General features: G+C 49.3%; 20 protein-coding genes. 12 read left to right on the forward strand and 8 right to left on the reverse strand.

Annotation, left to right across the window (positions count from 1 at the left end; genetic code table 11):
- Positions 1–12: 12 nt before the first annotated feature.
- The 5 genes from HFE64_04920 to HFE64_04940 all read left to right on the forward strand — a co-directional run bounded on the left by HFE64_04920 (position 13) and on the right by HFE64_04940 (position 5,708).
- Positions 13–870, forward strand: coding sequence for a hypothetical protein (locus HFE64_04920; protein MCI8632806.1), 858 nt, complete (start codon positions 13–15; stop codon positions 868–870).
- 75 nt (positions 871–945) lie between these two features.
- The gene (locus tag HFE64_04925; protein MCI8632807.1) at positions 946–2,238 is read left to right on the forward strand and encodes a UDP-N-acetylglucosamine 1-carboxyvinyltransferase; all 1,293 of its coding nucleotides are present in this window, start codon (positions 946–948) and stop codon (positions 2,236–2,238) included.
- Between the two features lie 116 nt (positions 2,239–2,354).
- Positions 2,355–2,834, forward strand: coding sequence for a 23S rRNA (pseudouridine(1915)-N(3))-methyltransferase RlmH (rlmH, locus tag HFE64_04930; GenBank protein ID MCI8632808.1), 480 nt, complete (start codon positions 2,355–2,357; stop codon positions 2,832–2,834).
- Complete coding sequence (locus tag HFE64_04935) at positions 2,831–3,025, forward strand: hypothetical protein (protein MCI8632809.1); 195 nt, start codon at positions 2,831–2,833, stop codon at positions 3,023–3,025. Before rlmH ends, HFE64_04935 begins: the two co-directional genes overlap by 4 nt.
- Positions 3,026–3,125: 100 nt before the next feature.
- Complete coding sequence (locus HFE64_04940) at positions 3,126–5,708, forward strand: FAD-dependent oxidoreductase (protein ID MCI8632810.1); 2,583 nt, start codon at positions 3,126–3,128, stop codon at positions 5,706–5,708.
- Between the two features lie 43 nt (positions 5,709–5,751).
- On the opposite strand, the gene HFE64_04945 is transcribed toward HFE64_04940, so the two are convergent.
- From HFE64_04945 to HFE64_04955, 3 genes are read right to left on the reverse strand one after another with little or no spacing between them, the layout of a single operon-like run.
- Positions 5,752–6,462 carry a sigma-70 family RNA polymerase sigma factor gene (locus HFE64_04945; GenBank protein ID MCI8632811.1) on the reverse strand — a complete coding sequence of 237 codons (711 nt, stop codon included), beginning with the start codon at positions 6,460–6,462 and terminating at the stop codon, positions 5,752–5,754.
- The gene (locus HFE64_04950; protein ID MCI8632812.1) at positions 6,416–6,916 is read right to left on the reverse strand and encodes an anti-sigma F factor; all 501 of its coding nucleotides are present in this window, start codon (positions 6,914–6,916) and stop codon (positions 6,416–6,418) included. Before HFE64_04950 ends, HFE64_04945 begins: the two co-directional genes overlap by 47 nt.
- Positions 6,909–7,265 (reverse strand): anti-sigma factor antagonist, encoded by a 357-nt coding sequence (locus HFE64_04955; GenBank protein ID MCI8632813.1) that lies wholly within the window; start codon positions 7,263–7,265, stop codon positions 6,909–6,911. The genes HFE64_04950 and HFE64_04955 overlap by 8 nt, the downstream gene beginning before the upstream one ends.
- A gap of 849 nt (positions 7,266–8,114) precedes the next feature.
- Here HFE64_04955 and HFE64_04960 point away from each other — a divergent pair.
- From HFE64_04960 to spoVAE, 6 genes are all read left to right on the forward strand, one after another.
- On the forward strand, positions 8,115–8,633 hold the full coding sequence (locus HFE64_04960) for a hypothetical protein (protein ID MCI8632814.1): 519 nt from the start codon (positions 8,115–8,117) through the stop codon (positions 8,631–8,633).
- A gap of 171 nt (positions 8,634–8,804) precedes the next feature.
- The gene (locus HFE64_04965) at positions 8,805–9,428 is read left to right on the forward strand and encodes a hypothetical protein (GenBank protein MCI8632815.1); all 624 of its coding nucleotides are present in this window, start codon (positions 8,805–8,807) and stop codon (positions 9,426–9,428) included.
- Entirely contained in the window at positions 9,425–9,850 is a 426-nt protein-coding gene (locus tag HFE64_04970) for a stage V sporulation protein AB (protein MCI8632816.1), read from the forward strand. Before HFE64_04965 ends, HFE64_04970 begins: the two co-directional genes overlap by 4 nt.
- A gap of 11 nt (positions 9,851–9,861) precedes the next feature.
- Positions 9,862–10,314, forward strand: a complete 453-nt coding sequence (spoVAC, locus tag HFE64_04975; GenBank protein MCI8632817.1) for a stage V sporulation protein AC — start codon at positions 9,862–9,864, stop codon at positions 10,312–10,314.
- Between the two features lie 10 nt (positions 10,315–10,324).
- Positions 10,325–11,374 carry a stage V sporulation protein AD gene (spoVAD, locus tag HFE64_04980; protein MCI8632818.1) on the forward strand — a complete coding sequence of 350 codons (1,050 nt, stop codon included), beginning with the start codon at positions 10,325–10,327 and terminating at the stop codon, positions 11,372–11,374.
- Positions 11,375–11,378: 4 nt separating this feature from the next.
- Complete coding sequence (gene spoVAE / locus HFE64_04985; GenBank protein MCI8632819.1) at positions 11,379–11,735, forward strand: stage V sporulation protein AE; 357 nt, start codon at positions 11,379–11,381, stop codon at positions 11,733–11,735.
- A gap of 142 nt (positions 11,736–11,877) precedes the next feature.
- On the opposite strand, the gene HFE64_04990 is transcribed toward spoVAE, so the two are convergent.
- The 3 genes from HFE64_04990 to asnS form a co-directional block, all read right to left on the reverse strand.
- Positions 11,878–12,282 (reverse strand): putative toxin-antitoxin system toxin component, PIN family, encoded by a 405-nt coding sequence (locus tag HFE64_04990; protein MCI8632820.1) that lies wholly within the window; start codon positions 12,280–12,282, stop codon positions 11,878–11,880.
- The gene (locus HFE64_04995) at positions 12,279–12,545 is read right to left on the reverse strand and encodes an AbrB/MazE/SpoVT family DNA-binding domain-containing protein (protein MCI8632821.1); all 267 of its coding nucleotides are present in this window, start codon (positions 12,543–12,545) and stop codon (positions 12,279–12,281) included. Before HFE64_04995 ends, HFE64_04990 begins: the two co-directional genes overlap by 4 nt.
- A gap of 203 nt (positions 12,546–12,748) precedes the next feature.
- Complete coding sequence (gene asnS, locus HFE64_05000) at positions 12,749–14,146, reverse strand: asparagine--tRNA ligase (protein ID MCI8632822.1); 1,398 nt, start codon at positions 14,144–14,146, stop codon at positions 12,749–12,751.
- Between the two features lie 194 nt (positions 14,147–14,340).
- Here asnS and HFE64_05005 point away from each other — a divergent pair, with 194 nt between their 5' ends.
- Entirely contained in the window at positions 14,341–14,856 is a 516-nt protein-coding gene (locus HFE64_05005; GenBank protein MCI8632823.1) for a DUF4358 domain-containing protein, read from the forward strand.
- Positions 14,857–14,863: 7 nt separating this feature from the next.
- On the opposite strand, the gene glgB is transcribed toward HFE64_05005, so the two are convergent.
- Positions 14,864–16,642 carry a 1,4-alpha-glucan branching protein GlgB gene (gene glgB, locus HFE64_05010; GenBank protein ID MCI8632824.1) on the reverse strand — a complete coding sequence of 593 codons (1,779 nt, stop codon included), beginning with the start codon at positions 16,640–16,642 and terminating at the stop codon, positions 14,864–14,866.
- Between the two features lie 90 nt (positions 16,643–16,732).
- On the reverse strand, positions 16,733–18,238 hold the full coding sequence (locus HFE64_05015) for an IMP dehydrogenase (protein ID MCI8632825.1): 1,506 nt from the start codon (positions 18,236–18,238) through the stop codon (positions 16,733–16,735).
- Positions 18,239–18,562: the final 324 nt, after the last annotated feature.

Below are 18,562 nucleotides of genomic sequence, written 5' to 3' on the forward strand. Positions count from 1 at the left end.
AGGAGGGAGCAGATGAACGGAAAAAGAATGACGGTGATAATCCTGATATTGCTGCTCTGTTTGAACTTGTTTTTGTGCGGTTATTATGTATATCAAAGGGACAGGATGAATCGGGTGCCGGCAGAGAAGATCCAGCAGATTGTGAATTTATATGAGGAAAACCAGATTGATTTTGCCTTTGAGCCTGAGGGAGAAAGCGCGCAGGGAAGGTATCTGCTGCTGGGCGAGGCTGATTTGGATAAGCTTGCAGAAACGGTGCTGGATACGGGATATGATAAATCTTATATATATGGATCCAAGGTGCAGTACAGAGCAGGGAGTGTAACGGTCATTACGGACTGGCAAAAGCATCAGATTGTATATACGGATGAGACCGGGGAGCCGGCCGAAAAGGAGAAAAATAGCTGGCAGGAGAAGGAGCTAAGTGAGGAGGAGCGGCAGCAGCTTTTGCTTCCGATTGCCCGCAGCTTTGCGCAGAAATGGCTGGGAGAACAGGTATATTTTGCAGAGAGCGAGAGACGAGAGGACAAATTTTACTTTGTTTTTTGTCAGATGCGGGAGGGAGCCGTTTTATATTTCAATCAAATTGAAATCTATATGGCGCCTCAGGGGGTGACGAGCGCTGTGCTGACATATTGGGGGATAGAAGGCGAGTCGGAAAAATCTTACAATTTATTGCCAATGGATGAAATTTTATATGCGCAATTGGGCATGATAAAAAAAGAGATGAAGGAGGACACACGGGAGACGGTTGTGCAGGTGCTGGAAGGGTATGAGCTCGCAAGTAAAGAGAAGGAGAGCCTAGGGGTCCCTGCCCTGACCATTGTGCTGGAATCTGGCAAAAAATACCGGATGAGACAGCTAGAGTAAAAAAAGGTTGATTTATTTTGAGTTTATGCTATAATAACTTAGATTTAGATAGACTCATTGATTGAGGTGGCAATTTTGGAAAAGATCATAATTCACGGGCAAAAGCCGCTGCATGGCGAGGTAGTCGTCAGCGGTTCCAAAAACGCGGCTGTAGCAATTATGCCGGCGGCGCTTTTGGCAAATGATATAGTTATATTAGAAAATGTTCCTGATATCGCAGATATTAAAAATCTGGTTCAGATTATGCAGGACATGGACGTCAAGGTAGAGTATTTGGATCAGCATACGCTGCGGATTGACAGTCGATATATGCACAATGGTTGTGTGGATTCAGAGCTTGTATGTAAAATGCGGGGCTCTTATTATTTCTTAGGGGTATTGCTGGGCCGATTTAAGCATGCGCAGGTAGCGTTTCCCGGCGGATGTGATTTTGGAGTCCGTCCCATTGATCTGCATGTAAAAGGCTTTGAAGCGCTGGGAGCGGAGGTTAATACCAAGACGCTGATCGAAATGAAGGCGCGGGAGCTCGTGGGGACCAATATCTTTTTGGATGTGGCCAGCGTGGGTGCGACGATCAATATTATGATGGCTGCCGTTTTGGCCAAAGGAACAACGGTGATTGAGAATGCGGCTAAGGAGCCGCATGTGGTGGATACGGCCAGCTTTTTAAACAGCATGGGAGCTGATGTAAAGGGAGCCGGTACCGATGTGATCCGTATCCGCGGCGTACAGAAGCTGCATGGGTCAGAGTATGCGATTATCCCAGATCAGATTGAGGCTGGCACCTATATGATGGCCAGTGCCGTTACCGGAGGCGATGTGACGATTACAAATCTGATCCCGCGGCATATGGATTCTATTTCTGCGAAGCTTCGCGAGATTGGCGTTTCGGTAATGGAGAGGGATGAGAGCATCCGGGTGGTAGGTAGTGAGCATATGAAGCCGACCAAAATTAAAACGCTTCCTTATCCGGGCTTTCCTACGGATATGCAGCCGCAGATGATGGTGCTTTTGTCCATGATCCCGGGAACCAGTATGATTAACGAGAGCATTTTTGATTCGCGCTTCCGCTATGTAGAGCAGCTGAAGCGTCTGGGCGCCAAAATAGATGTGGAGGGTCATATTGCCGTGATTGAAGGCGTGGATCAGCTGCAGGGCGGAGAGGTGCAGGCCACAGACCTGCGCGCCGGCGCTGCTATGGTGCTGGCAGGACTTGCCGCAGAGGGCAGTACGGTCATTTCAAATGTAGGATATATCGACAGAGGCTATGAAGGTATGGTGGATAAGCTGACAAAGCTGGGGGCCTGCATCGACCGAATTAATGATGACGACCCGGGACTTCATCCGGCGGAGGAGCATGCCGGCTGAAAAAAGGCCGGATTTGGCATGAGTTAAGTAAATAATGAGAGGTCGCTGCTGAGCAGGATAGCGGATATGCTTTCTGCGAAGAGCGGCCTTTTTTAGTTAGGGGGACCGGAGATAAAATGCAAATTACATTGATTACTGTGGGAAAGATCAAAGAGAAATACCTGCGTGAGGCCATAGCCGAATATGAAAAACGGCTTAGCCGGTATGGCAAGCTAAAGATGATCGAGGTGGCCGATGAAAAAACGCCGGACGATGCGGGAGCGCTGCAGGAGGAGAAAATCCGCGACAAAGAGGGAGAGCGCATTTTAAAACAGCTGCCGGAGGACGCTTATGTGATCACATTAGAAATTGAAGGCCAGATGCTGGATTCAGTGCAATTTTCTAAAAAAATGGAGCAGCTTGGCATCCAGGGCAGGAGCCATCTCTGTTTTGTGATCGGCGGCTCTATTGGTTTGGCAAAGGCAGTGCGGCAGCGCTCGGATTATGCACTCAGCTTTTCTAAAATGACATTTCCCCATCAGCTGATGCGTGTGATCCTGTTAGAGCAAATTTATCGGGCTTACCGCATTCAGATGAACGAGCCCTATCATAAATGAAGGAGGAAGACCGGATGGCAATCAATTGTGAGGAATGCATGCATTATGCGTATGATGATGAATATGAAAGCTATGTCTGCGAAATGGATCTGGATCAGGATGAGATGGAGCAGTTTCTGCGCGGAACCTTTAAAAGCTGCCCGTTTTATGAGCCGGGCGATGAGTACAAGATCGTCCGCAAGCAGATGTAAGGCTTTGTTTTGAGCGGCGTTGACATACGCTGAGCAGCAGATTATAATACAGCTATAGAAAGCAGGATTTAAAAATTCTAAATAGAAGCAGGAGACGAGTATGAAAGTATTAGTCATCGGTGGAGTAGCCGCCGGCACCAAAGCAGCGGCCAAGCTGAAAAGAACGGACCGCAGCGCACAGGTTACCCTGATTACAAAGGACCAGCATATTTCCTATGCGGGCTGCGGCCTGCCCTATTATGTGGGCGGCCTTATCGAAAATCAGGAGGAGCTCATCGTCAATACGCCGGCAAAGTATGCCGCGCTTACAGGGGTGGAGGTGCTCACACGCCGGGAGGCGATAAGCCTGAATCCGCAGACCAAAACAGTGCTTGCGCGCAATCTGGAGACAGAGGCCAAAGAAGAGTACAGCTATGACGCCTGTGTGATAGCCGTGGGCGCTTCTGCGGCCGTGCCGCCGGTTCCGGGCACAGAGCTTGCGGGTGTGTTTACGATGCGCACGCCTGAGGATGCGGTCAATCTGCGCGCTTATATCAGCGCCAAGGGCGCAAAACGGGCGCTGGTGGTCGGAGCAGGCTTTATCGGCTTGGAGGCGGCTGAGAATCTCAAGGCACAGCATCTTTCTGTTACGGCTCTGGAGCTTGCGCCGCAGATCATGCCGGGCGTGCTGGATGAGGAGATGGCGGCCTATGCTAAAAAGCATCTGCAGAAAATGGGAATTCGCATAATGACAGGCACCTCTTTGATAAGTCTTGAAGGAGAGGAAGCGGTGAGCGGCGCCCAGACGAGCGGCGGAAGAATTCCGGCAGATGTAGTTGTGCTGGCTACCGGCATCCGGCCGAATACGGACTTTTTGAAGGACAGCGGCTTGGCGATGGAAAAGGGACTGATTGTAACGGACGAAAAGCTGCGGACCAATCTGCCGGATGTGTATGCGGCCGGAGACTGTGCGCAGGTGCATAACCGGCTTACCGGGAAGCCTCAGTGGTCGCCTATGGGCTCCTCCGCTAATTATGAGGGGCGCACACTGGCGCAGGTGATCGGCGGAAATGACAAGACGTATGCCGGTGTATTAGGAACCGGCGTAGTGAGACTGCCACAGCTGAATGCCGGCAGGACGGGGCTGACAGAGGTGCAGGCTAAGGCAGAGGGATATGATGCAATCAGCGCTTTGTGCGTGACAGAGGATAAGGCGCATTATTATCCGGATGCGGCTTTCTTTGTGACCAAGCTGGTGGCAGACCGGGGCAGCCATAGACTGCTGGGCGCTCAGGTGCTGGGCCCGGGCAGTGTGGATAAGATGATTGATATTGCAGCAGTGGGTATTTCGATGGAAGCAGCGCTGGAGGATTTTGAGAACATGGATCTGGCGTATGCACCGCCGTTTTCCACAGCGATTCATCCGTTTGTACAGGCCATTTATGTGCTGCAGAATAAGCTCAGCGGAGAGCTTGAAAGCATGACGCCGGCAGAGTATGCCAGCGGGGCGGCAAAGGGCTATACAGTGCTGGATGTCAGCAAGGCGCCGAGCATCCCCGGTGCGCGGTATGTGAATCTGAATCAGGTAAACGGACCGCTGGAGGGGATCGAAAAGGATGAAAAGCTGCTGCTCGTGTGTACCCGAGGCAAACGGGCCTATTTCTTGCAAAACCGCTTAAAGCAGTATGGCTATACTCATACACGCGTACTGGAAGGTTCTACATTCTTTAATGATGTGAAAGTAGAGGGCGTAAAAGCCAGTGTGTCGGCGGAGGATATTACGAGAGTTAAGGCACTGGGCTTTTTACGCGATAAGCGTACGGCCGACTGCTTTAATGGCCGCGTGATTACGAGAAACGGCAAGATCACAACGGAGGAAAGCAGAGCGATCGCGGAGGCTGCTGAAAAGTTCGGCAGCGGAGAGATTACGATGACCTCCCGCCTGACCATGGAGATTCAGGGTGTTCCCTATGAAAATATCGAGCCGCTGCGCGAGTATCTGGCGCAGTATGGGCTGGAGACCGGCGGTACGGGCTCTAAGGTGCGCCCGGTGGTTTCCTGTAAGGGCACGACCTGTCAATACGGCCTGATCGATACCTTTGATCTGTCAGAAAAAATTCATGAGCGCTTTTATCATGGCTATAGCAGCGTCAAGCTGCCGCATAAGTTTAAAATTGCCGTTGGCGGCTGCCCAAATAACTGTGTAAAACCAGATCTGAATGATCTGGGGATTATCGGACAGCGCGTGCCGGAAATCAATCTGGAGAAGTGCCGCGGCTGCAAGGTGTGTCAGGTGGAAAATAACTGCCCCATTCAGGTAGCGCAGATGGCGGACGGCAAGATCACGATTGATCCGGACAGCTGCAACCACTGCGGACGCTGTCTGGGCAAATGTCCGTTCCATGCAGTAGAGGGCTATACAAATGGATATAAGATCTATATCGGCGGGCGCTGGGGCAAGAGAGTGGCGCAGGGACGGCCGCTTGAGAAAATTTTCACCAGTGAGGACGAGGTGCTGGATGTGATCGAAAAGGCGATCTTGCTATTCCGTGAACAGGGAAATACAGGAGAGCGCTTCTCCGATACGATTGCCCGGCTGGGATTTGAAAATGTGCAGGAGCAGCTGCTCGGTGATGAGCTGCTGAGCCGCAAAGAGGAAAATCTGGCGGCGCAGAAGCATTTAAAGGGTGGTGCAACCTGCTAAAAGAAAAAGAGGTAAGCAGATGAGAATCTGCTTGCCTCTTTTATTATTCACTCATGCTTTGCCGCAGCCGCAGCAGAATCTTCTTTTCCATGCGTGAAACCTGCACCTGCGACATACCCAAAAGCCGTCCTGTTTCGGTCTGTGTTTTGTTTTGAAAATAGCGCAGGCGAATCAGCGAATCCTCCTGCGGCGAAAGATGCTGCAATGATTCTTGCAGGGCAATGCGCTCCACACGTTCCTGTTCACCGGGCCCGCGATCTGGCAGCATGTCCTGCACCGTGAGCTCCTTGCCGGCACGGCCGGAAGGGGCTGGCGCGTCAAAGGAGACGGCGTCGCTGCAAGCGGCGAGGGCGGCGGAGATATCGGCGGCAGGTCGTCCAAGATGCTTGGAAAGCTCGGACAGGGTGGGAGAACGCCCCAGCTCCTGATCGAGCTGCTGACGGGCCTTTAGGATGGCAGCGGCCTGCTCTTTTATGCTGCGGCTGACCTTGATGAGGCCGTCGTCGCGTAAAAAGCGGCGGAGCTCGCCGAAAATGAGGGGGACTGCGTAGGTGGAAAAGGCGGTGCTGTAGCGTGTGTCGAAGCGGTCGATGGCCTTGAGGAGGCCGATGACGCCGATCTGAAAGAGGTCGTCGGGGTCATAGCCGCGGCGGCCGAGGCGTCTGACACTGGCCCAGACCAGGCCGGTGTTTTGGGCGACGAGCTGCTCACGGCTCTGCGCATCGCCCTGCTGCGCTTTGCGGATCAGCTCCAGAGTCGGCGGTTTCTTCGGGGAGGAGACGAAAGGATTTGCGCATCACCACCTTTGTTCCCTGATTGGGGATGGAGTCGACGGTGAGCTCGTCCATAAAGGTCTGCATCATGGTAAAGCCCATGCCGGAACGTTCCTCTTCGGGCTTAGAGGTGTAAAGCGGCTGCATGGCCTGATCCAGATCGGCGATACCGATGCCGTGATCCTCTACCGTGATGGTAAGGGTCTGTCCCTCAATGCGGCAGCACAGATGGATGCTGCCCTCTTTGCCGGCATAGCCGTGAATGATGGCGTTGGTGACGGCTTCGGATACGGCGGTGCGTACATCGTCCAGTTCCTCCAGTGTGGGGTCGAGGCGCGCGGCGAAGGCCGATACGATAACGCGGGCCAGGCCTTCGTTTTCGGAGCGGCTGCTGAGCTCGGCGTTGATATAATCGCTCGTATATTCTTTAGGCATGCTGCTTCCCTCCTTCCAGCGCTTGGATGGCACTTTCGGTATCATCGGATTTTTGAATGATCTTATATAGGCCGGACATGGCAAGGACGCGGTCAAGCTGCTTGGATACATGAGTAACAGCTACTCGCCCGCCGAGGGAAGCAGCTGTTTTATAACGTCCCATGATGAGACCGAGGCCGGAACTGTCCATAAAATTCATTCCTTTACAATCAAAAATTATGTGAATGGCGCCCTGCACATGGTAGGCGTCGTCAATTTTGCGCCGGATGAGATCAGAGGCGTGGTGATCCATTTCGCCCGAGAGGGCAACGATCAGGCAGCGCCCGGATTTTCGGCATTGTACCTTCATAAGCTTCCTCCGTTCTGTGTTTAGTAAATGGAAATAACTGGTAATATTGTAGCGCAAAGCAGGCGAGGATGCAATAAAAAGTCTTCGACAAATTATGCAGAGGGTAGGGTTGATAAAATAAAATATTCATGCTATCATAAAATTAGGTATTTCAGTAAAGAAAAGAGTAGTCTCCGCTGTTTCCTAAAAGATTGCATAAACATTTATTTTGTTTTTGGAGAGACTCCTTCATTTGTTAAATTTAGTATAGCATAAAGGGCTGAAAGCCTGCCGCAAATTTAAAACATAACTTTGGCACTGCCACTGCTCTTTGCAGTGTAGAATATAAAAAGAAAAGAGGAAAAACAAATGAAAAAAGCGTTACCCTTACTTATGGCCTGTTTACTTTTTGTCCTTTTTGTAACTGGCTGTAGCAGCTCCAATATTTCTCAGGAGGATTATGATGCCGTTGTAGCGGAGCGCGATTCTCTTTCTAAAGAGCGGGATTCTCTTTCTAAGGAAAATGAATTTCTCAAAAACAAGCTAGAAAAAAGCCAGGATTCTTCACAGAGTTCCTCATTCTCTGCGCCAAAATCGATTACTGCTGAGAGTATTGTAATGCACTTCTTGGATAAAATTACTTATACTAATGGTATTCAGGTTTGGGACGATGCTAGTGATCCTAATGGACTTCTCGGTTATTTCGGAGAATATAGCGGAAAGGCTGATTTTTCTGACAAGCGAATTGATCAATCTGGTAGTGTATATTTAGTCGGAGGAAGCGTAGAAACTTTTTCCTCTCAGAAAGATTGTGCTGATAGATATACATCTCTTAAGGATTTGGCTGATCAAAAAGTCATCAACCAATATATGTATAAATACGACACCGTATTATTACGTATTGATGCACTTATGTCTCAAGATGATGCAGAAAAATATTTAGATACATTAAACAATTACCTCGGGAAAAAGCCTATACTATCTTATATTCCTCAGGAAGAATCTTCTGTACCTTCTGTCGATGAAACTTCCAGCGGTGCAGAGCAGCAGGATCAGTCCAGTGAAACAGGCACTGCCGATATACCTCAGGAGTATAGGTCTGCACTTGCTAAGGCTAAGACCTATAGCGATACTATGCATATGTCAAAAGCAGGTCTATATGATCAATTAACCTCCGAATACGGAGAAAAGTTTTCTGCTGAAGCTGCTCAATATGCAGTTGATCATGTCCAAGCTGATTGGAATCGCAATGCTCTGGAAAAGGCAAAGATATATCAGCAAAGCATGAATATGTCGCCTGCTGCAATTTGGGATCAACTCGTTTCAGAATACGGAGAGCAGTTCACTAAAGAAGAAGCTGATTATGCAATAGAAAATCTTCCGCAATAAAGTAAGTCAAAACTATGATTTGGATAAGATGGCTGAGTATCTAAAAGTAAAATAAAAAGAATCGGAGAAACTGACAATACACCTTCAAAAGCAAGATGCTTTTGGAGGTGTATATTTTATATCTCTTTGTGGAAAACTGGAAACAGTTTAGTTTCGGAAAGGATGAAAACGATGTCAGCAGATAAAACCCTATATGTGAAGCCGTCAAAACAGGCAAAGGTCGTTGGCAAAAAGGAAATTACCGTGCAGGATCTGGCGAAGCTGGAGGGAGATCAGACGCTGGTGGAGCAGATGCTGCCGGTCGTGGTCATGCGCGTTAAAAAGCCGGACCAAGAGCAGAAGCTGTACGCCAGCTTTTTAGATATTGCCAAAGCGATTCGCAAGGTCAATCCCAATGTGACGCTTGACTGTGTAGGCGAGCTGGATACGATGATCATGTATGCGCCCGAGATGAAGCAGCCAAAAAAAAGCGTGGAATTTTTGAAGGTTCTGCTCGTGTGCATCATTTTGTTTTTTGGATCCGCGCTTGCCATCATGACCTTTCATAATGATGCTTCTGTGCCGGATGTGCTTAAAATTGTGCATACAATTTTCACCGGAGAGGAAACGGACAGACCGGTGCTTCTCATCATTTCTTATGCAGCCGGAATCGCAATTGGCATTATGAGCTTCTTTAATCATTTTGGCAGAAAAAAGCTGACCGACGATCCAACGCCGGTGCAGGTAGAATTTGTCGCCTATAAAAAACAGATTGATGACGCTGTGGTAGATGAACTGGAGAATCAGCAGCAATGAGAGAGGTAGGCTTATGTTTATTTGGCATTGCCTCCGGCATTGTGATTTCAGGCGGCGTATTTGCCTTTATTGTCATCATCGGGATTGTGCCGCGGCTTGTGCAGAGGACTAAGACGGCCAAGCATATTCTGCTGTATGAATCGGTGATTAGCTGGGGCGGTGTGATTGGCACGCTGACTATGCTGGGTGATCATCTGCTGACGGACATGGGATGGGTCGAGGTTCCGATTGGCATAGGATACGGCGTGTTTGTAGGATGTCTGGCAGTGGCCATTGCCGAGGTGCTGGACGTCATTCCCATCATGTGCCGCCGTTTAAAAGTAGCTAAAAGCATTCCCTGGCTCATGCTGGTGCTGGCTGCCGGCAAAACGGTCGGGGCATTGATTTATTTCTTTGTGCCGGGATTTCTTATATTGAAATAAAAGGAAGGGGGATTCAATTGAAAGTAGAGAAGCAGCAATATCAAATGTGGGTGGAGCAGATCTCCCCGCAGACGAACCTATGGCTTGGATGCCTAAAAGCTTTTTTAGTGGGAGGACTGATCTGTGTATTGGGGCAGTGTATCCGCAATTTTGCGCTGACAATAGACGGTGTGACAACAGAACAGGCGGGGATCTGGACCAGCATCACGCTGATTTTTCTGGGAGCCTTTGTAACGGGAATCGGATGGTATGACAATCTGGGGCATTTTGCTGGCGCCGGATCGATTATTCCGATTACCGGTTTTGCTAACGGCATTGTTTCATCGGCGATTGAATACAAAAAAGAGGGATTTATTTTGGGGCTGGGCGCAAAAATGTTTTCGATTGCCGGCCCGGTGCTGGTGTACGGAACGCTTGCCTCATCGCTGGTGGGGCTGGCGTATTGGATCATAGGGAGGTTTTAACGTGGGAAAGATGCTTGGCAAGCAGAGTGTGATTTTTGAAAATCCGCCTGTGATTATTTCAGAAGCGAGCGTGGTAGGGCCTAAGGAAGGCGAAGGCCCGCTCGGCAGCTTTTTTGATACCGTATGGAAGGATGAGAAAAATGGAGCAGAGTCTTGGGAAAAAGCGGAGAGTCAGCTGGTGCAGCAATCGCTGGAGATGTCCATTCAGAAAGCGGGGCTATCTAAGGAACAAATTCGTTATCTGGTAGCCGGAGACCTCCTCAATCAGCTGACCGCAACACACTTCGGAGTAAGGGATCTAAACATTCCTTTTATTGGCGCCTATGGCGCGTGTTCAACGATGGGGCTGTCTATGGGGCTCGCGGCTATGCTGATTGACGGCGGCTTTGCCGATTATGCGGCTGCGGAAGCATCAAGCCATTTCTGTACGTCGGAGAAGCAGTTTAGAACGCCACTGGGCTATGGCTCGCAAAGGCCGCTGTATGCCACATGGACGGTGACGGGAAGCGGGAGCGTGATCCTTGGCCGCAAGGAGTCCGAGAGGAAGGACGGTCGTCAAACCGTTGTGGTGAGCGGCATGACCACGGGAGCAATCGTGGACTATGGCATCAAGGACGCTTTTAATATGGGCGGAGCGATGGCTCCGGCGGCTGCAGCGGTTATGCTAGCGCATTTTCAGGATTTTTCGCGCACTCCGGAGGATTATGACTGCATTTTCACAGGTGATCTTGGATATTATGGAGCCGAGCTCCTGCAGAAGCTGATGGAGAAGGACGGATATCTCCTGGAGGGGCATTACCGTGACTGCGGCACAATCATCTATGCCAAGGAAGAGCAGGATACGCATGGGGGCGGCTCCGGCTGCGGTTGCAGCGCGGTTACGCTGACCGGCTATTTGATGAAAAAGCTGCGCGGCGGCAAGCTGGGACGGATTTTATTTATCCCTACAGGAGCGCTTCTATCACCGCTCAGCAGTCAGCAGGGAGAGAGCATTCCCTGTATCGCTCATGCGGTCGTGATTGAGACCAAAGGATATTGCCGCACGGCGGAAAGGAGCTGACGCGATGGAATATATTAAGGCATTTATCGTGGGCGGACTGATCTGCATCGTGGGACAGATCATCCTACAAAGAACGAAGCTTACACCAGCGCGGATTGTTGTGATTTTTGTGGCCGCTGGCGCCATACTGACGGGTCTCGGCGTATATGAGCCATTGGTAGAATTTGCAGGCTGCGGTGCCACTGTGCCTCTGACAGGGTTTGGATATACGCTGGCCAAGGGCGTAATGAAAGCAGTGCAGGAAGTAGGAATTTTAGGTATTTTCACCGGCGGCTATCAGGCAGCAGCTGGCGGCGTGGGCGCCTCGATTCTGTTTGGTTATCTGGCCTCGGTAATTTTTGAGCCCAAATCGAAAAAATAAGAACGTAAATCAACTCCCTTCTAAAAACAAGTTATGCAGAGCTTGTTATAAAGAAGGGAGTTCGTTTTATTGATTGCCGAATTCATTGTATAAAACCATCTGACTGATAAGCACAGATGAATGTAAAAATTTCTTCATTGAATTAATCAAGTAAATATTTTTCACAGAAATCTTTAGCTGTAATAATCTGGATATTCTCATATTCTTTAATGATAAGCAAGTCTTTATCGCCGCTGACAATATACAACGCATGGGAATCTTTTGCACATTCCAGAAATTTATTATCATCTGAATCGCGACATATTTCAATATGGGAGGATGGTTCAATTATTTCCATAGTTTTAATTAATGGAATAAGAATTGTTCTATTTATGTGTCCTTGCTTTCGGTCAATCATCTCCTGTATAATTTCTTCGTATTCATTAATAATTTCAAACGTAGCATAAGCTGTTATTTTCCCGTTGACAATAGAGCTGAGAATTTTTCTGGGAAATCCACCAAAAAACACACCTGAGATTAAAACATTAGTATCTATAACAATTCTCATGTTCTTTTTTTCCTTCTTGAAGATTTAATGATATCATTAACGTCATTTTCGGTATAGCCAACAGTTGCTGCCCATTTTTGTGCCTCGTCTAACGTTGCTTCAAATTCTTCTGCGGAGGGAAGCTTTAATGGTTTAAGCATGATAACATCTCCGGAGGCATATGCAACCAACTTATCTCCGGTATCAATTGACAAGCGTTCACGAATGCTGACCGGGAGGGAAATCTGTCCTTTTGAAGAAACGGTTAATATCTGTGTATTCATTTAATTTTTACTCCTTTTAGGTAAGATTTTCTTACTTATATTATGCCACGATATAGCTATTTATACAAGAAAATTATTATCCACCATTCCTATCGTTTTCTTCCTAGCCGGTTTCACTCATATAGCGTTTTAATAATAAACCTCAATTAATAAAGGAACCGGAGCATGAAGTTTCGGTTCCTTTTCTTTGCTTGAAAATGATTTTAAAAATCCAGATTGTTGACGGTACGCGGGAAAGGAATTACATCGCGGATATTGGTCATACCGGTGACGTACATAATGAGCCTCTCAAAGCCAAGGCCAAATCCGCCGTGACGTACGCTTCCATAGCGGCGCAGATCCAGATACCACCAGTAATCCTCTTCGCGCATGCCAAGCTCACGGATGCGCGTTTCCAAAATGTTCAGACGCTCCTCACGCTGGCTGCCGCCGCAAAGCTCTCCGACACCGGGAACCAAAAGATCGGCTGCAGCAACGGTCTTTTCGTCATCATTGAGGCGCATATAGAAGGATTTGATCTCCTTTGGATAATCCGTAACGAAAACCGGTGTACCCTCAAAGGCAACCTCCGTCAGATAGCGCTCATGCTCTGTCTGCAAATCGCAGCCCCATTCGGGCTTGTAATCAAACTGCTTGCCGCTCGCCTGCAGAATTTCAATGGCCTTTGTATAAGAGCAGCGCACAAAGTCTTTATTCACAATGGTGTTCAAACGCTCTAAAACCGTCTTATCTACAAAGCCGTTAAAGAAGGCAAGCTCATCAGCGGCATGCTCAAGCAGATAGCGAATTACATATTTAAGCATATCCTCTTCGAGCTGCATCACATCGGCAAGATCTGCAAAGCAGATTTCAGGCTCCATCATCCAGAATTCGGCCGCATGGCGCGGCGTATTGCTGTTTTCAGCACGGAAGGTAGGGCCAAAGGTGTAGATATTGCGGAAGGCGGTAGCAAAGGTCTCGCCGTTTAATTGACCGCTGACAGTAAGGTTAGCCTCTTTGCCGAAAAAGTCTTCGCTGTAGTCAATTTTTCCGTCTTCGCCGGTGGGCACGGAGGCAAGATCAAGCGTCGTCAGGCGAAACATTTCGCCGGCGCCTTCACAATCACTGCCGGTGATGATCGGCGTATTAACATAAACAAAATCACGCTCCTGAAAGAAACGATGAATGGCAAAGGCCGCCAGAGAACGCACGCGAAATACGGCCTGAAACGTGTTGGAGCGAGGACGCAAATGTGCAATTGTACGCAGGTATTCAAAGGAATGCCGCTTTTTTTGCAAAGGATAGTCGGGAGTCGAAAGTCCTTCGATTTCAACCGAAGCGGCCTGAAGCTCGAAAGGCTGTTTGGCCTGGGGCGTCATCACAAGCCGTCCGGTCACAATGATAGAGGAACCAACGGGCAAGCGGCTGATTTCACTGAAATTATTCAGCTTGGACTCCTCGTATACGATCTGTAAAGTGTTAAAAGAGGTACCGTCATGAAGCACGATGAACCCCAGAGACTTAGAGTCCCGAATACTGCGCACCCAACCGGTGACAGTGATGGTTTGATCCGCATATTGATCAGGCTTCTTAAAAAGCTCACGGATTAAAACACAGTCCACATTAAAACTCCTTTCTTGCTCAGGTTATATTCCTGAGTTAATTTGATGATACTAGTTTTATCTGCCGCGCAGCATTTGACAGATGATGGAAATATCGGTATAATGCTACAGAAAACAGATTACAGACCATTATAGCATTGCACCTTAAAATTGGCAAGGACAAAATTTCAGTCTGTAAACGGAGGATTTTTACAATGAAAAAGAAAAGAAAAGGGCTCGCCCTCATATGCGGCCTGCTGCTGTCACTGAGCATGATCGGCTGCAGCGCGCCAAAGGACATCTCCCTGCAGGAGGTTCACGCGCAGATCAAAGAAGCATACGGAGAAAACTATTTGCCCTCCATGCCCTATGATTCACAGATTCTGGAGACGATATACGGCATAAAGCCAGAATGGGTCGAAGAATTTACGGCTGAAGGGCCGGCAATGAGCGCGCATGTGGATACCTTTATTGCCATCAAGGCAACAGAGGGGAATGCCGACAATGTCAAAAATGCGCTGGAAGCCTATAAGCAGGCCAATATAGAATCCGGATTTAACTATCCCATGAATCTGGCCAAGATCGAACAGTCAGAGGTCTATCAGATCGGCGATTACGTGTTCTATCTTCTGCTGGGCGCTTATTATGAAGGCGAAGATGAGAACGAGGAGCCGGCCTTCTATCAGGAGCAGACCAAGATCGGTCTCGATGTGCTCAAGCAATACGAATAACAGAGGCTCAAAGCTTAAAGAGCAGACCACTAAAGGGCGGCAGATCCAGCATCAGCTGCCCTTTTTGATAGGTAAAAAGCTTTTTTGGCTCAGCCGTTTGACCGCCAAAACATTCTTCATCGCTGCACAGCAGCAAAGCCGGACGAGATTTGCCGGCAAGCTTTAAGCTAAAGGCATGCCGGGGTTCATCCGAGAAATTAAAGACTGCCAATAGACTTTCTTTTTCGGTATGACGCAAAAAAGCATACACGCTGAGCGCCTCCTCATGGCAGTCCACCCACTGAAATCCTTCCTGCTCATGATCGGCGGCATACAAGGCTGGATGCGTCATATAGAGCTCATTTAGCCGGCGCAGATAATGATAAAAGCTGTCATGATTCGGATAGCGCAGGATATCCCAGTCCTGCTCGCGCGATTCATCCCATTCGCGCAGCTGCCCGATCTCACCGCCCATGAAATTCAGCTTTTTTCCTGGATGCGTCATCATATACAGATAGAGCGCACGCCCCTGAGGAAATTTATCTTCATAGTCCCCCTGCATTTTCTGCAGGATCGTGGCCTTGCCATGCACATTCTCATCATGGGAAAAGGGCAGCAGATAGCGTTCGTTATAATAATACATCATAGAAAAGGTAAGCTTATGATAATGCTGCGGCCGCTCCTGCGGCGTTTTTTTGAAATAATCAAGCGTGTCATTCATCCAGCCCAGATCCCATTTGTAATCAAAGTCCAGACCGCCGGAGGCGGCAGAGGCAGTAACGCCCGGATAGCTGGTAGAATCCTCTGCGATGAGCATGGCAGACGGATGAAGCTCATGAAGAGCCTGATTCATATTCCGAAGAAAAGCAGCCGCGGCATGGTTGACGCCTCTGGCGGGATCGCCCTGCCAATACAGAGCACGGCTGATGGCATCCATACGCAGTCCGTCGAAGTGGTATTCGCTGAGCCAGTAATTGGCGGCTGACTGCAGGAAAGAGCACACATCAGGGCGGGAATGGATGAAATTGTAGGTGCCCCATTCGCTTTCGCCTACATCGTGGTGCGGATATTCGTAGAGCGCTGTGCCGTCAAATTGATGAAGACCGTAGGAATCGACGGCAAAATGAATGGGCACGAAGTCGAGGATAGCACCCAGACCGGCCTGATGCAGCTGGTCGATGAGGGATTTGAGCTGCCGCGGCGTGCCATAGCGCGAGGTGGGACTGAAAAAACCGGTGTTCTGATAGCCCCAGGAGCCATCGAAGGGATGCTCGGAGAGCGGCATGAATTCGACATGCGTGTAGTGGCTTTGCTTCAGATAGGCGATGAGGGGCTCGGCAAGCTCTTCATAGCTGTACCAGCCGTTTGGGGCGTCCGGATTGGTACGCCAGGAGCCGAAATGCAGCTCATAGATATTGAGCGGGTCATGAAAGCAGCGTGTTCGTTTTTTCATCCATTTTTGATCATGAAAGGTATAGTCGTTCAGATCAACAATACGCGAGCAAAGACCGGGACGCAGCTCCATACTGAAACCATAGGGGTCAGAGTGGCGCACACGGGTGCCGGCATGATCATAGATGCAGTAGTGATAGAGCTGACCGGGAGCCGCCTGCGGATGGTCATATTCATAAAACTGGCTGTTTCGCTGCATGTCAATCTCCTGCCAGTTTGTAAATTCTCCCATCAGCGTTACGCGGCTGGCGGCTGGGGCATAAACGCGAAACTGTGTGCCGCCAGCATGGGGATGAGCGCCGAAAAACTGATAGGCGTCCATGGTCTGACCTTGATAGAAAGCTTGAAAATCCATACTATTCTCCATTAAAAAGAGGTAGAGAGCCTGGTTCATACGGTTGGTTATGCCGAGAACCAGGCTCTTTGCGTCAATAGTGTTTATTATTTATTTGGGCTGCTCGCTGTTTTTAAGGGTTACGTCGTGATAGCCGCCTTCTACGATGCTGGTGGCAGAAACGAGCGTGATCTTGGCCTTTTCCTGCAGCTCAGGAATGCTCAGGCAGCCGCAGTTGCACATCGTGTGCTTTACCTTGCTCAGGGACAGGTTGACATTGTCTTTCAGGCTGCCGGCATAGGGCACATAGGAATCCACGCCTTCCTCAAAGGAAAGCTTTTTGTCGCCGCCCATATCGTAGCGCTGCCAGTTGCGGGCGCGGTTGGAGCCCTCGCCCCAGTATTCCTTCATATATGTACCGTTCACCATGATGCGATTGGTGGGGCTTTCGTCAAAGCGGGCGAAATAACGGCCCAGCATCATGAAGTCAGCACCCATGGCCAGAGCCAGCGTCATATGATAGTCGTGCACGATGCCGCCGTCGGAGCAGATCGGGATATAAATACCGGTTTCCTTAAAATATTCATCACGTGCCTGCGCAACCTCAATGACGGCGCTGGCTTGTCCGCGGCCGATACCCTTTTGCTCACGAGTGATACAGATGGAGCCGCCGCCGATACCGATTTTAATAAAGTCAGCGCCTGCCTTAGCCAGATACAAAAAGCCCTCGCGGTCAACTACGTTGCCGGCGCCTACCTTTACGCTGTCGCCGTATTTAGAACGGATGAAGTCGAGCGTCAGCTTCTGCCATTCGGAAAAGCCCTCGGAGGAATCGATACACAGCACATCTGCACCGGCCTCTACTAAAGCGGGCACGCGCTCCGCATAATCGCGCGTATTGATGCCCGCACCCACGATGTAGCGCTTGTGCTCATCCAGCATTTCATTGGGGTTTTCCTTATGGGATGAGTAATCCTTGCGGAAAACAAAATATTTCAGGCGCTGGTGCTCGTCCACAATCGGTAGGGAGTTGAGCTTATGCTCCCAGATAATATCATTTGCTTCTTTTAAGGTAATGCCGTCCTTAGCATAAATAATGGACTCAAACGGCGTCATAAATTCCTTGACCTTGGTCTGAGGATCCATACGGCTCACACGATAATCACGGCTTGTCACAATGCCGACCAGCTTGCCGGTGGGCGTGCCGTCCTCTGTCACCGCCATGGTGCTGTGCCCGGTCTCCTGCTTGAGCGCGAGCACATCCGCCAGCGTATCTTCAGGATTGATATTCGAGTCACTGGCAACAAAGCCGGCCTTGTAATTCTTTACGCGTGCCACCATGGCCGCCTCTTCTTCAATCGTCTGAGAGCCGTAAATAAAAGAAACGCCACCCTCTGTGGCCAGCGCAATGGCCATTTTTTCGCCGGATACCGACTGCATGATCGCAGAAACCATCGGGATATTCAGGCTAAGAGGGCACTCCTCCTGCCCCTTGCGGTACTTAACCAGAGGAGTTTTAAGGCTAACATTACTGGGAATGCACTCAGAAGAGGAATATCCCGGCACCAGCAGATACTCGCTAAAGGTGTGGGAAGGTTCGGAAAAATAATAAGCCATTGTAAGAGTCTCCTTTACGTATTCTAATTTAATTTGTTATTATATCAGCCGCCCCTTAGTTGGTCAATCCCGTTTTATCACAAAGCCAAAAAGAAAATTTTGAAGAATGTGAGCGATTTGCATAAAAACTGCAGGAGGCTCTTGCAAAATAGGTTGGCCCGCGGGGCGGGCAGCCGCTGATGGCCTACTTCATCAGAGGTGCGTCGCCTGGGCACATTGCGCCTGTGGCGCTAAACGGGCAAGAATAAAGGGTTTTGCCGGCGGCCCCTAAAAAAGCTGCTTTTCTTTATTTACAAAAATAGATTTTGGCAGAAAAAATACGAT

The sequence above is a fragment of the Lachnospiraceae bacterium genome, from assembly GCA_022794035.1.
Lineage (GTDB): Bacteria > Bacillota > Clostridia > Lachnospirales > Bianqueaceae > CALWPV01.